Annotated in this window: 6 protein-coding genes and 1 tRNA gene; 2 read left to right on the top strand and 5 right to left on the bottom strand. The window is 53.7% G+C overall.

Going from position 1 to position 15,299, the window contains the following annotated elements; translation table 11 throughout:
- Positions 1 to 2 precede the first annotated feature (2 nt).
- From IPL32_01315 to IPL32_01325, 3 genes are all read right to left on the bottom strand, one after another.
- Positions 3 to 2,264, bottom strand: coding sequence for a serine/threonine protein kinase (locus IPL32_01315; protein MBK8464446.1), 2,262 nt, complete (start codon positions 2,262 to 2,264; stop codon positions 3 to 5).
- Positions 2,265 to 2,475: 211 nt separating this feature from the next.
- Positions 2,476 to 4,377, bottom strand: coding sequence for a hypothetical protein (locus tag IPL32_01320; GenBank protein ID MBK8464447.1), 1,902 nt, complete (start codon positions 4,375 to 4,377; stop codon positions 2,476 to 2,478).
- 388 nt (positions 4,378 to 4,765) lie between these two features.
- Entirely contained in the window at positions 4,766 to 6,130 is a 1,365-nt protein-coding gene (locus IPL32_01325) for an AAA family ATPase (GenBank protein ID MBK8464448.1), read from the bottom strand.
- Between the two features lie 562 nt (positions 6,131 to 6,692).
- Between IPL32_01325 and recA the strand changes: the two genes are divergently transcribed.
- Positions 6,693 to 7,706, top strand: coding sequence for a recombinase RecA (recA, locus tag IPL32_01330; protein ID MBK8464449.1), 1,014 nt, complete (start codon positions 6,693 to 6,695; stop codon positions 7,704 to 7,706).
- Between the two features lie 84 nt (positions 7,707 to 7,790).
- On the opposite strand, the gene IPL32_01335 is transcribed toward recA, so the two are convergent.
- A complete protein-coding gene (locus IPL32_01335; GenBank protein MBK8464450.1) occupies positions 7,791 to 8,222 on the bottom strand; it encodes a hypothetical protein in 432 nt (143 codons plus the stop codon).
- 325 nt (positions 8,223 to 8,547) lie between these two features.
- Between IPL32_01335 and IPL32_01340 the strand changes: the two genes are divergently transcribed.
- A tRNA-Phe gene (locus IPL32_01340) sits at positions 8,548 to 8,623 on the top strand.
- A gap of 70 nt (positions 8,624 to 8,693) precedes the next feature.
- On the opposite strand, the gene IPL32_01345 is transcribed toward IPL32_01340, so the two are convergent.
- The gene (locus IPL32_01345) at positions 8,694 to 15,062 is read right to left on the bottom strand and encodes a carboxypeptidase regulatory-like domain-containing protein (protein ID MBK8464451.1); all 6,369 of its coding nucleotides are present in this window, start codon (positions 15,060 to 15,062) and stop codon (positions 8,694 to 8,696) included.
- Positions 15,063 to 15,299 lie beyond the last annotated feature (237 nt).

Here is a 15,299-nt window from a genome sequence, read left to right on the forward strand (position 1 = left end):
TCCTAAGGTTTGCTCGGAATTCTACCCGACTGGATGAGGCGCTGACGAACTCGTTCCTGCCATCTTTTTCGAGGGCGTTCGTCGTCCTCAAATCGTTCGATGAGATCGTTCATCGATTCGCCGCCCGCGAGCCGGGTTTTCAAATAGAGCAACGCTACTATGATACCAGAAAAGGAGAGCACCAAGATCTGCACCGGCAGCCAGATGAGTTGGATGATCGATTCGAGCAATGCCATTTTCACTCTAGCCTGCATATCGTTTGCCTCACCCGTGATGCGAAACGAGCGGCTGCGGCCCCAGTTAAATACAAATCCGCCGTCCTTCTCTTCTACGATCGCATCGGTCTTGTCACCTGTCGCAGGTTGCGGTTCCGAGACCGCAGATTCATCTTTTTGCGGTGCAATTGCTGCTGCCTTTTCATCGACCGACGGTATCTGCTCGACCTTTTTCTCAAGGCCGTAGGCCGCGAGATTAACAACCGCCGAGATCGTTCCCGCGGTGAGTGCCGGAATGAGAAACATTATAAAGACAGCTGCTGCTGCGGTCATAACCGAGCGTTTAACAAGTTCCTTTGAACGTTTGAGAGCTGCCCAGCCTTTAAGATTTTCCATCATCACGACCGGCGAAGACAGCGTCCAAAACACGCTAAGGACAATAAAACCTACGCCGCAAGTCACGATCCCAATAACAAAAACGAGTACAGTATTGAGAATGCCGGTTCCGGCAAATGTCTTCCATTTCTTGCGTGCCTCAACGAGCGCGGGCCTCAATCTGATGGGCCTCAGCGGAACAGCGAGGTATTGCGTAACGATCCATGTGATCGTGCCGATGACAAGGTATGTACAAAATGCGCTCGCGATCGACAGCGCAAATCCGGCGGTACCGACCAGCACGTTCGAAGTCGTTTCAGAGATCACATCGCTGACCTTTAGGAACGAAAGCACGATCATCAAGATAGTCAAAACAATTATCGGCAGCGAGAAAAAGCCGGTCAGCATGATGAACTTAGGCAGATGCTCGCTGTAAATGACCAAAGCCCTGCGCAGCAATCCGAATATACCTTCGTACCTTGCACGCATCACACTCGCGAAAGCCTCGGCTGTCTGCGGACGTTCATTCGGATCTTTGGCCAGAGCCGAATGTATCGCCCGTTTCATCTTTCGACGGACATTTTTTGCATCCAGCGGTGCGGGCTCGACGCTCTTGTGCGATTCCATAACATCCTTGAAATCGCCCTCGAACGGCGGCGCTCCCGAAAGCATCTGATACGCGATAACGCCGAGGCTGTAGATGTCCGAACGCGGATCGAGGTGTTCGCCGCGGCATTGCTCCGGCGACATATAAAGCGGCGTGCCCAAAACCGAACCGACACGCGTCAAATCTGCCGAATTACTCGAATCATAAAGCGACCGCACCGGCGTCGCAAGCCGTGTCAGCGATCGGTCCGTGTCGCCTGTCGTCGAAATGATCTTGGTTCCAACCGAGTCCTGAAAATCATCTGAAACATCGCCGTCATCAAAGATCGCGGTCTTGCCTTCAGAAGAGACAATGCCCGTTTCGGAAACAAGAGTGCCTTGATCGACCGAATGAGCGATGGTCGCGGTTCCTGGAGCCTTAGTATCTGAAACGCCGTCAGCATGAGTTCCGTCCGTCTCGGCTCCGCCAAAAGTCAAATTCCCGCCCGAAGCGATCGTTGGCAGCGAGCTTCGAAACTTCGCATCCAGATCGTCGCTCTCGATAACATCGTTCTCTTCGAGCTTTGCGATACCAAAATCAAGCACCTTTACCGTGTAGCCGCCGCGTTGATTTGGTTCGAGCCATATGTTGTCGGGTTTGAGGTCGCGGTGAATGATGCCCTGAACGTGAGCTTCGTGAACAGCCGAACAGACCTGTTCGAGAATATCGAGCGACCACGCGATCGGAAGATTTTTCTCTTCCTCAAGTATCTCGCCCAGCGTGCAGCCGTCGAGATATTCCATCACGAGATACGCAACCTGTCCGTCCTTTGTGTCCGCAAATCCAAAATCGGTCACATCTACAACATTCGGATGCCGCAAACGCCCCGCCGCACGAGCCTCGCGCCGGAAACGCTCGACAAACTCGCTCCGCTGCATAAACTGCGGAGCGATGATCTTCACCGCCACCGGCCGCTCGGTGCCGAGATGCGTCGCAAGATACACCGTCCCCATGCCGCCCTTTCCCAGCTCGCGCGTCATCTGATATTTGCCGTCAAGCACCTGGCCTATAAAGTCCGGACAATTCATCTCTCGTAAATGCAAATCTACCCGTAATTGCGAATGCAATCAAGTACTTACGACCGCGTTTGCCATTAAGTTTTGTGTTTTAGAACAATTGGTCAGCACATTGCAAAAGCCCGCACATAAGCAAGGGCAACTAAATACAAAAGCCCGCACGTAAGTAAGGGCGAAACACTCATCACTGAATGTACCACCCTTTCTTATCTGCATTATCTGTTTAGAACAATTCAACCTGTCCGTCGGTCGCATTCACTTGCGGCTCGCCTTCGTTGAACATTATCCGTTCAAACAAAAGCGGCGAAGTCGAACCCGACTTTCCGACCGCCGTGAATCTGAGATTCAGCAGAACACCGTCATCGCTTATGGGCATCGCTCCGTAAACCACTACTCTCAACAGTCCGGGTTCTATAACGTTAGTCACGACAGTTAGCCCTCGGCTGATAGTTCCGGTCAGATCGGCTGCAACAGCCTGTGGCTGTATCACGTGCGGGTCATATGTAAGGTCGAACTCGTAAGAGATAACGCCATCATTTGCAATGCTCTGAACATTCACGGGCACGACGATCTCTTTGCCAACAGGAGCAGCAGTTTGCGGCAATTCGACAGTCGCTCGTCGCGATCGCCCGCGTGAAGATCCTGACCGTGAAGTGTCATTCGCCCAATCGCCGGAAACCTCACCCATAAGCAGACCGGCATAATCCTCATTGGCGATGTTTGCGGTGACGGACGGATATACCCTGTTTACGGGATTGAATATCCAATTCCCCGTCGATCCAAAATTTGAACCGCCAGCCACATAATCCGCTATCTGGCCTGCATCAAACGACGACACCAATCCGTTTCCGCTGACGTCCGCCACGATCAACTTATTACCGCTCAATTGAGGACTCGGTTGGCCGACCACATGTTGTGATATCAAGCCCGCGTCATAGGATGAGATAGCAGAGCCGCCGTTTTTTGACAACATGACTGCATAACTCCCCGCGTCAAAACCCGCAAGCAAGTATCGGCCATCGAGCATTCCTGTTGTTGCCGAAACAGATGTTGCCCCTACACCGTTTATCAAAACGTTCGGAACATATCGCGTCGATGGTGCCCCAATGGCATTGCCATATGTCACAGTTCCCGAGATCGATGCGCCTCCGACTGTGACGCTTCCATTAGTCGTCATGCTTCCCGGTTCACCGTCGTTCAACAAGAATCCCGGATGAGGGTCCCCGTTGTCCGGCGTTTGATAATGCTCGAAGATCAAGGGAGACGACTGCCCGGGCGTTCCCACAATTGTAAACCTAAGATTTACGAGAATTCCGGATCCCGCTAATGCCTGCCCTCCCGTAAAGGCTGACACAATGAGATGTCCGGCATTTGCTGTATTAGGAGTAAAACCCATATTACTGCTCATTGTTCCAACGCTATCAATCGGCTGTGAAGCAGGCTGTAGAACCGCCGAATCGAACGTCACCTGAAGATCATAGGCTATGATCGAATATCCAGTCAGATCTCCGACCGTGATCGGGATGGTAATATCGCTGCCCGGAGCCGCATTAACGGCAGGCAAGGTAACGGGCAGAGAGTTGCTGGAAATGGTTATTCTGCCGTAACCCAAATTTTCAATCGGCGGATTACCATCGTTGTACATAAATCCAACATGAAATTCACCGGCCGGACTGGTCCAATTCTCAAACTTCAATAGCGTTGATTGCCCTGGCGGTCCCACGGTCCGGAATTTGAGATTCAACAGAGTTCCGGACCCGTCAGTTCCGTTTCCGGTGATCGGAACATCATTATAGGCGGTGATGATCAGATGCCCAGGATAGTTTGTATTGGCGAATATCCCGTCCATTCCTTCGCTAAAGGTTCTCGCCGCCTCGAAGGGAGGCGATGCAAATTGCACGAATGCCGGATCATACGCAACGTGAAATTTATAGGACGTTATCCCATGACCGATCGGGTTTCGCACCGTTACGGGCATCAGAAGTTCGGTGCCCGACGCCACCTTGTAGCCACGTAACATCACATAATTTGGGTATCCAGTAGTCCAGCCGGCGTTCGTGGTAAACGCTGCGGATGCGAAAAAGATAAAGCATATAGCGATGATGCGTGACGGTATGCGTAACATAGAATCTATTCCTTATGTTGTCGGGACAGGCAAATACCTTCTTGAGAAGAACTTTGGTGGATGAGACTGGTCTGCAAATGCAAAATCTCTAATAGGATACTACTCCCGAACGTCTTCCTTTTGCAAGAAATTTAATAGTGGTCCGCAGTTTGCCAAAGCACGCGTGTAAACAAAGGGCTATACGTTTAAGCCGAGTCGTGTGTATCGCCCTTACTGACGCGCGAGCTTTTGCATCGGTTCGTTAAAAAATCCACTGACGATATCCACGGACTTTCTGGATGGGTGATGTCGATGCTCCAGGAATCGCGGCCTTTGCGGATGATCTTGCCTTTTGAATCGTATTGATACCAGACGGCTTGCCCTTGGCGTATTTCCGCCCGCCGTGACTCTAAAGTTTTGAAAGGTCCACCGCCGGATTATACATGTTCCTGTGTCTGAGGTCGGCGGATGTCAGCCATGGCGAGTCGATATGTTTGATCTTGGGGCCATATGTGTCACGTTCCTTGCGCAGCAGTTTTCCATTTGAATCGTATTCAAACCAAACGTTGGGCCTACCGTCGTTTTGTTCTTCCAGGATAAAGATCTCGCGTCCGTAGCCGTCAACGCCGCGTTTCAATTCGGTTACATGAATGCGTTTAAGTGCTGCCATGAAAGGAATATTAGATATGTCCTTCGGATAAAAGCCTCGATTCTCATCAGGATCATCAAACGCGGGTGAAGCCGGATCAACGGGGTCAAATTCCCCTTCTTTATCTGCGTCATCGGCGTTCATCTGCGGCAAAATTTCTTCTTCCATACACTCCGCAACAATTCCCTTTTCCAACGCCGGCGTCCATTTTTTGTACAGCCGAAACGCTGTTGTTTTCGAAATGTCGAACTCCTCGGCGATGCTGCTGTAGCTCGCCTTTGCATCGCGCCGCCATTTTATATTGCAGATCAACTGCCGCGTTTCTTCATCAACATCGGCAACAAACCTCTCGTCAAAGCTCATCCCGAGAAATGCGTCCTCCGACCGATAAACGCTGCAAACCGGAGCGTTGCCCGAATACCATTTTACGGCGGCACTTCGCACACGCGTTTGGACTATGCAGTGATATCGCGTATCGCGCGGATGCGTACCGATAGCAAAAACACTGTCCGCAACGTCACACAAAATTGCGGAGCGTTTCAGGCAGGCTTCGCTTATAAATTCGCCCCGACGCTGCTCGTGCGAACCCGAAAGCACCAGCACCGACAGGTCCAGTTCGTCCTTCAACTGCTTCAATTCGCGCATCAGTTTCAAAGTCTCGCGTGTGCCGTCGCATGTCTGCCGCACAGCCGAAAGATCGTCGATCACGATCACGCGAAAACCGTTTTCCTTGACCTTCGAGCGCAGCCAGTCGATCAGGTTTTCATCCGCCGCCGGCCGTTCGCGATACAGGTTCTCTGAGAGCTTGTACTGCCTTCCCTCATTCGTATAACGCCAGCCAAACTGCTTTTCCGAAAACTTCAGATCTACATACAAGACCTTGTGCCGTTTCGACGTCATCGTAAAACCTTCGATCTTACGCCCGCGTGCGATCGCTTCGGCGACCTGCACCGCGAGCACACTTTTGCCCGTTCCCGAAGGCCCAAACAACAACGCAAGTTCACCCTCGCGCCAAAACTCATCAAACAAATTCTCCGGCGGCTTGAGATGCTTCACGCTCGCTATACATTCATTCGCCTTCCTCGCCTTAGTTGTTCCATCCGCTGTAAAAATTCCGTCTGCCATATTCATTCTCCTCTTCATCGGCCTGTGCCCGTCGATGTGTGGAAAAGCTGTGCTTTTCCGTTAAGTCGCCTCGATTTTCGCGGCTATGCCGCCGTTGTCGCGTCAAAATGGTTCGCCTGATCCTAAAAAACCATTGACACGTTCCCTTAATAGATGATAAGATATTTTATCTGTGCAACACTTTCAATGTCAATACTTTTTTTCAAAAACGTGGAATAATCACAGAAATATGCTCGCAACTCTAACAATGACAACATTTACACCGTTCCACCTGTATGTGGAACGCAAGTGGAACGCGGAACGTGATGTTCCGGGCGGAAACGCGAGTGTGAACAAGCGTGCCCACTGCCGATCGGCCCGCCCATACGACCACGTGTTTCCGTCCGTACATTTGAAATTCGACAATAGTTGGGCTAAACTTTCAGACGATCAGAAAATTATTGCTCTTTCCTTGTTGCATTCGTGAAACGTAATGTGTTACAACTACATTGACGTTGCATAAACGCAACATAAATGTAAAGACTTGGAAGGAGCAAACACTATGGACGGCGGAGTAAAGAATATGAGCATGGACAAAGGAAAAGCGATCGAGTCTGCACTAATGCAGATCGAAAAGAAATTTGGCAAGGGTTCAATAATGCGTCTCGGCGAACGGCCGCACGAGGACATCGGAGCGATCTCGACTACATGTCTGAGCCTTGACGCAGCGATCGGAGTCGGCGGCTTTCCGCGTGGACGCATTATCGAAGTTTACGGACCGGAAAGTTCCGGCAAGACAACTCTTGCTTTGACGGTCGTTGCCTCTGCGCAAAAGATCGGCGGCATCTGTGCCTACATCGACGCCGAACACGCGATGGACCCCGAATACGCGACCAAGCTCGGCGTCAACATCGACGACATGCTTATCTCACAGCCGGATTCCGGCGAGCAGGCGCTTGAGATCGCTGAAACGCTTATTCGTTCGAATAGCGTCGATGTGATCGTGATCGATTCGGTAGCGGCGCTCGTACCGCGGGCTGAGCTTGACGGCGAAATGGGCGATTCCCTTCCCGGTTTGCAGGCGCGGCTGATGTCGCAGGCTCTGCGCAAGATCACGGCGATCGTCTCAAGTTCGAACACCTGCTTTATCTTTATCAATCAGCTTCGCGAAAAGATCGGCGTCTTTTTCGGCTCACCCGAAACAACGACCGGCGGCAAAGCTTTGAAATTCTACGCCAGCCTCCGCCTCGACATCCGCCGCATTGGCGCGATCAAGGATGGCGACAAGGTCGTCGGCAACCGCACTCGCGTCAAGGTGGTCAAAAATAAATGCGCACCGCCTTTCCGTGAATCCGAGTTCGACATCATGTACGGCGAAGGCATCTCGCGCGAAGGCGACCTGCTCGACCTCGCCTCAAACATGAACATCGTAGAAAAATCCGGCGCGTGGTTCTCTTATAAAGGTGAACGCCTCGGCCAAGGCCGCGACAACGTCAAAAACATGCTCAAACAAAACCTCGAACTCCTCGAACGCATCGAGGCCGACGTCAAGAACGAGCTTGGGTTTGGGGATAAGACAGAAGCAGCAGCGGGATAAGAGTGATTTCACCACAGAGACACAGAGATCACAGAACGGATACAACTTTTACTCCGTGTCCTCTGTGTCTCTGTGGTGAATAATTTATTGCGGCTTTCCGCCGAGTTTTCTGTTGCCTTTCATCATCGGCACGTTGTTCGCGGGCGGAGCGTTTGTGGGGGCTCCGAGTTGCTTGCGAATGGTGTCCTGATCGGGAATTCCCGGAGTTGGAAACTTGCCCGGCTTGTAGCCTTTTTTCAGCTCTGCGTCACTTGGGATTCCCGGTGTCGTCTTCCCCGAAGGCGGCATAGCGTTTACCGAAATGCCCGGCGGCATATTTGAAGACATCTGGACAGGCTTTGCGGAAAGTCCGGCGGGCAAGTTAGCCGGATCTAGTTTGATCTCCTTGCCCATCACGACGTTTGCGTTAACGTTAGCGCTGGAATTTGAAGCTGTACTTGAAGTACTGCTCGAACCGCAGCCGAAATTGGCTGTAATAATAACCGAGCAAAGTAAGATAAGTGCGTTCTTAAACATATTGATAACTCACGAATTTAAAATAGCTGTGCCGGTTCGAAGGTTGCGTCTCCAAGGGGGCAGCTACGGCGTTCAAACCGGCACGAGGCAGGTGCTCAATCAATTTGACGGCTGAAAAGGAGAAAACAGTCGTCAAATCCCGATTATAGTCGCTCGCATTTTGATGTCAACAAAAATGTTGCTAAAGCCCCTCACGAATGTATAGGCGCAACTGCAACGCGTTTATTCTGCCCTTACCTAAACTGCGTGCTTGGGCATTTGATATTTGACAACCTAACACCGCTTATTTACACTTACAAATTCGCCCGCTTGGGCGGAAAGGTTAGGCCAGATAGCTCAGTTGGTAGAGCAGCGGATTGAAAATCCGCGTGTCGGGGGTTCAAATCCCTCTCTGGCCACCATTAGAATCAATAAGTTGGGGCTGCCATCTTGGCAGCCCTTTCTGTGCTTGTACAAGCATTGGTACTACGTTTATTGAGCGGCGGCCATGTCTGTGTTGACTGACTGGCCGGTGATGCTGACCGTCAGCGGGGCGAATGCCGAGTGCTTGGAATCGACGCTGACCGTGTACGTCTGGCCGACTGTCAGCCCTCCGAAACGATATGCTCCGGATCCATTCGACATTGCAGAACGGACAGCTCCCGTCGTGGTGTCCGTCAATGTGACGCGGGCATTTGAAATGCCCTGTCCCATTGTGTTCACCACACGGCCTGTCAGCTCGGCCTGGTTTGGTGCCGAGGCTGACAATTCAACCGTTCCGTCCGTTGCAAGCGTTCTGGGATCGCCTTCGTTGAACATCACTCTCTCCCATGTCAACGGCGATACCGTTCCCGGAGCACCGACAGCAGTGAATTTTAGATTCAGTAGAACGCCGCTGCCATCAAGCGGCTCAGTGCCGTAAACGACGACGCGTAACAGTCCCGGAGTTTCCGCGTTTACAACCACGAACAAACTGCTGCTGAGAGTTCCCGCGACATCGAACGGTTCTGCTTGCGGCTGTATCACGGAGGGATCGTACCTGAGGTCGAACTCGTAAGCAATAACATCTTTACCCGTCGCGCCGTCTACGCTAATGGGCACGATGACCTCCTTGCTCGCCGGAGCTACGATATTCGGAGCAACAACGGCAGTCAGCCTTTCGGGTCCAATGGCCGGACGGAAAGGCGAAGGATCGCCCCAGTTGCCGGAAACCTCACCCATCAAATGAGCAAAGTAATCTTCACCGGCAATGTGGGAAGATACCGTCGCATGACTTCGGATTGACGGGCCGAATCTCCACAGCCCTGTGCTGCCCTGTGGCGGTCCGAGTGCCGAAACAAAGCGCGCGATCATTGCCGCGTCGAAAGAAGTAACGCCGCTAGTGCTGCTGACATCCGCCACGAAAAGCTGCGCGGGGGTAAAGGTGATGCGCCCGGTGACATACTGAGAGACTCTTGCCGCGTCGAAGGAACTGATTGCGTTGTTGACGCCGCCAGATTTCGACGGGATGACGTTGTACGATCCTCCGTCAAATCCGGAGAGAACATAGGTGCCGAGTGAACTGGTCAGGCTGCTTATCAAAGACGAGCCAAAAGCGGTAACGAGCACATTCGGAACGGGCCGCGGGTTCGGCCCTGTCACCGGATTGCCATAAATTACGGTTCCGCTAATCGAGCCGGTAACAGTTACGCTGCCGTTCGTCGCCGATGTACAAGGCGATGCCTCGTTATAGCGGAATAGCGAGAAACTTAGAGGACTAGATGTTCCCGGAGATCCGATCACGTTGAATGTGAGATAAACAAGGTCGCCTCCGCCAATCATCGGTTGGGTTCCATAGATCGACACACGGAGTGTTCCGGAAGACGGACTGAACGCGTCCATGAAACGGCCGCCGTTGGATGTGGCAACAGACCCCAACGAAACGCCAAAACTAGCGTCGCCCGGAAGCGAAAGAACCGTTGGATCAAATGTTACGGTCAAGTCGGCCGAAAGTACGCCGGACGATGATACGTCGCCTGTCGTGACAGGTACCACGACAACACCATTCGTCGAAGAGTGAAGGTTAGGCATCGACACCGGAATATAAGCACCGCACGTCGGAGTTGGAGTCGGCGTGTTAGTGTTGGTCGCCGTACTCGTTGGTGTGGATGTTGGAGTGTTCGTATTCGTTGCCGTCGGCGTCGGAACAAAGAAATTCCAGTTAATGTTATTCCCGCCGTCGATAGAATTAGTGGCGGTAATCGGTAGCCCGCTGCATGATGCGTCGCTATTCGAGACGCTGACGAAATCGACCGAGCGGGTTCCGAGCGCACACATTTCCCAATGCGAACCGGACGTCCCGCCGCCGCCGATCGTTAACAAACTTCCGGAAGCACCGTGCAGCGTCAGATCGTTCGTAACAGTGATCCTGCTGAGCGGCGGGAAGATCAGTGTCTGTCCCGGCGAGAGCTTTCTAAAGTTGTAGAAGCTCGTATCACCTGAGACCGTCTGGTCATCGCCGTCAAGCGTCACGGAATAGTCGCCCGTTAGTTCTCCGCCCGTCGCCATAGTCCAATCGCCGCTGACGGTGATGTCGCAGCCGAGCGTCATCTTGCCGCCCGCCAAAATCTCGACATCGTGAAAATCGTCGGACGCACACGGCGAGTTTGCGGTTGGCCGCTTAAGCAGGGTAACGTGTCCTTTGAACTCCTTTTTGCCTGAGCCGCTGTTGCCCGAAACTGAGATCTTTCCGGTTACAACCTGCGGGCTATATCCGTCAAGCCTCGTTGAAGTCGTCGCCGACGGCGGGCTTACGACGAAGAGGTTGCGAACGGTTTCCGGCAGGCCGTCGCCGACAAGCTGATTCGTAGCTCCGCTGTAAGTGTAATCAGCCGAGCTGCTGTACGAACGTGTTTCCGTCTGAATGCTGCCGCATTGGCCATTAGGACACGTTACTGATGAAGAACGCTTCGTGATGCCATTTGGATCGGTGACATACAGTGCTCCGCCAGATTCAAGAGCAAACGATCCACCGCCAAAAACTATGAATCCATTGGTGTCGAGCGTCTGACACGACGCGACTGTCATCGATCCCGTTACTACGATATCGCCGCTCAATGTCGCCGTAAAGCAGCCCGTGTATGTCACGTCGCGATACGTACCCGGCGGTATGGCTCCGCTCGAAGAGACAACAAAGTCCGGAGAGGTGAACGTCGCCGTTACCGATCTTGCCTGATCCATCGTGACATCGCAGGCTCCCGTACCGGTGCAGGCACCGGACCAACCTGCGAACGACGACCCTGAACTCGGTGCTGCGGAAAGCGTTACGACTGTGCCGCTCTGGAATTCTGCGGAACACTGTGATCCGCAGTCGATGCCTGCAGGTGAGCTGGTTACTGTGCCGCCGCCTCCGCCACCTTTTGTGACGGTCAGAGCATTGTCCGGTAATCCTTGCTGCATCCGGATCGTTCCGGTCGTCGAGCCGGACATCCCGTGAAGCCGCCCGCCCGGTCGGCCATCAAACTCTACCATGCAGGACATGGTACTTACACTACTTACATCCCAACTGGAAGTAGAAGGGTTAGCTCTCAGTGTCGTGTGGCCGGGGCTTGGCAATCCGAAGCTGCTGCCGCACGAAACGCGCAGCAGATCAAAGTCCGGATCACCCGTTATTTGTCCGTACACTCGAAACATATCCGTATCGAACGACTGAACAGGCTGGCCGGACGAGCGCGGAGCAGTATCCATAACACACTCGCCGTTAGGAATAGTCAGGCTCCGCATATAGGAGGAAAGTGATGAGATTCCATCGAGATCGAGCAAGAATTTGCAGGCAGAGTAAGTTCGGTCTCCGCCCAAAGATCCGCCGGGAACACGACTGCTAACCACCCAGTCGCTTATCGTCCAGTCGCTTACGATCGTTGAGTCCGGAGCCACGCTCGTGGACATCGACAAAGGCCAGCCGGAAGATGGACACTGAGCCGGCAGATCGACGCTGCCCGTGCCGTTATCGGCTACTGAACATGAAGTCGACTGGCGCGGGCCTGAGACCGCTGACATTCTGATCGTTCCGGTCGTCGAGCCTGACATCCCGCTTAATGGCCCGCCCGCTCTTCCGACAAATTCGACCGTGTAAAAAACGTCAAAGAAGCTGTCAACCGACCACCTGGGCAGTGTCGGCGATTCACGAATAAGCGTCGTATGTCCGGGGCTAGGCAAACCAAATGAACTGCCTGCGGTAATGCGCAGCAGGTCAAAGTCCGGATCACCAGCAGGCAGCTGTGCATCGAGACGTGTGATCTGGGAATCGAACGACTGTTCGAGTGATGTCGTCTGTCTTGGCCCGTGCGCAAATTCGACCGGAGCAGGAAGCACCCTTCCTTTGATCGTTCCGTCCCATCCCTTATACCGAATCTTTAGTTGCGCGGATGCAGAAACCTGCTCGCCGCCAAGCGGCCCGCCCGGAGTGGTTGAGACATCGGTTAACGAATCGAGCGAAGCTGACATCCTGATCGGATTGCCCGGAGGCAGTCCGTTTAGAGCGACTATCGGGCCGCCCAACAATCGGCACTCCGCCGGAAGAGCGAGAGTAGCCGGTCCGTTGTCAGGCGCGGTGCAGCTTTGCATATGGACGGTTGTTGCGGCTGAGCTCTCGTTTCCGGCTGCGTCGCGGACGCAGACGCGGATCGTGTTCGAGCCGCGAAGGAATAATGCCGGATCCGGATGAACTTCAATTGTTGCGGGCCACAAAACAGGGGTCGTCCCGCTCGCAAACACGTCGCCGTCATCACAGTCTTCGCCACCGATCATGACCTCATATTCGCCAACTTCGGTTGATGTGAACGCGACCGCCGGAGTCATTCCCGGTGTGATCGGATTCGGACTCACCGACTCGATCGTCACCGTTGGTGCGGTCGTATCGAGGAAAAATGTTTTCAGCACGTTCCGCGGCACGATCGGCAAGACCCCCGATAACTGGCAAACTGCGGGCGGCTGACCGGCACAGTCTCCGCCCCATGGGCCGAGCTGACTGTTGGAATTGGGCACCGCGGTCAATGTGACCATCGTGCCTTCGGAAAAAACTGCAGAGCATGTCGTTCCGCAGTCGATACCGGCCGGCTGGCTCGTCACCGTGCCGCCGCCTGTGCCGTCTTTTACGACGGTCACCGTATTGCCAAAGAGCCAATTGGTATTGCCGCCGCCCTCTATCGAATCTGTCGCGACGACCGGCGAACCGCTGCACGTAGCATTGCTGTCAGAGACCGAAACAAACTGGATGTCGCGTTCACCTATCGCGCACATCGACCACGGATCATTTGTACCGGTTCCTGTGCCGTTGTCCTGGCCGCTGATCGAAAGCATGTCGCTTTGGCCGCCGAAAAGAACGACCTTATTCGAAATAGTGATCGTCCCGTGTACGCGCAGGTCCGCGGGCGGCGGCGAAGTGGCATAGATGAATCCGGCCTGCAGTTTGTAGAACGCCGTGTCGCCGGTGATGTTTTGTTCGCCCGGGCTGCTGCCGTTGAATGTCACGGCAAAATCGCCCGCGAGCTGTCCGCTACTCGACATGGCCCAATCGCCCGAAACCGTAACATCACAGCCGAGCGTCAGTTTCCCGAACTCACCCACAACTACATGGTGGTAACTGTCGATCTCGGTGCACGGAGTTGCCGGCCGCTTTAATAGCGTGACATGGCCCTTGAACTCTTTCTTGGCCGTTGAGCTGGCGCCCGTAATTTGCAACGTTCCGGTCACGGTCTGAGGGCTGTAGCCGTCAACTCTCGTGTCCGTCAACGCTCCCGGAGGGCTGACCACGTGAAGGTTGCGAACGACCTCCGGCAAAGCGTTTCCAACGATCTGGTCCGTCGCACCGTTGTAGATGTAGTCAGCTTCGCTGCTGAACGAACGGCTGCTGGTCTGGATGCTGCCGCAATCGGCACCGACCGGACAGGACACCGTCGAAAAAGGCGTCGTGATCCCGTACGCGTCGCTTATATAGAGCGCTCCGCCATTCGAGAGAGCAAATGAACCCGAGCCCAGGACACGATGGCCGTTTGTTTCAAGCGATGCACACGACGGAACGGTCATCGCTCCGGTGATCGTGACATCAGTGGCTAAAAATGCGGTCACGCAAGCGCCGGGGGCAAAGCTGACGTCATGATACGTGCCAGACAGCGCTGTGCCCGGGTCCGTGACGACAAAGTCTCTGTGTGCGAAGGTGGCCGTCACCGATCTCGCCTGGCTCATCGTGACATCGCAGTTTTCAGGCAGGCCCGCACAGGGTTCGCCGGTCCAACTCACAAACGTCGAATCCGCACTCGGCACAGCCGTCAGCGAAACCACAGTTCCGTGGCTATACGATGCGGAGCAAGCCGAACCGCAGCTGATCTGCCCGTCGCCGCTCGAAACCGTCCCGCCTCCGGTTCCGCTAAGTGCCACTGAAAGGGTGTATTCCCTCGGATTGAATTGCGCTGTGACCGACTTCGCGGCATCCATCGTGACATCGCAAGTGGACGAGGTGCCGGAGCAGTCTCCGCTCCAGCCGGCAAATGTTGAGCTTGAATCAGGCGCCGCAGAAAGCGTCACCACCTGGCCGCTGCTAAATGACGCATCGCACGTTCCCGGACAGTCGATTCCGGCCGGGTTGCTCGTAACTTGGCCGCCGCCGCTGCCGGCACGCAAAACTGACAGCGCGTGCGTTGTAGTTGATGATGCTGTCTGAGTGATCGGCGCGAGGCCAAAGAACTCTTTTACTGAGTCCAAAAACGAAAAGCCCGCAGCGTTAGCGCCTGCGGCGGTGATCGTTAGAAACATTGCACTGATAACAAAAAACAAACCAATGCGGCCAGAAACCCTTCGTGACGACGTTTTACATCTCAACATGATCTTAGCTCTCCTAATCTCTTTATTTATCCCCAATGAAAAAAAACGGCGAAAATCTAATTCGCTTGCCGACGTCCTTTGACTTTCGATAGATTGTAGATTGACTTCGTTATAGGTGACGGAATCTTATATCAGGTCTGCCCCGAATGTCAAAGAAACTTGGGGCTATGGATAGACCCTATTAATCGCGCTAAATATCCCGCTCATACATGAGATTTTTCACAGCCCCTTTCCTCG

Source organism: Chloracidobacterium sp., assembly GCA_016711345.1.
GTDB lineage: Bacteria > Acidobacteriota > Blastocatellia > Pyrinomonadales > Pyrinomonadaceae > OLB17.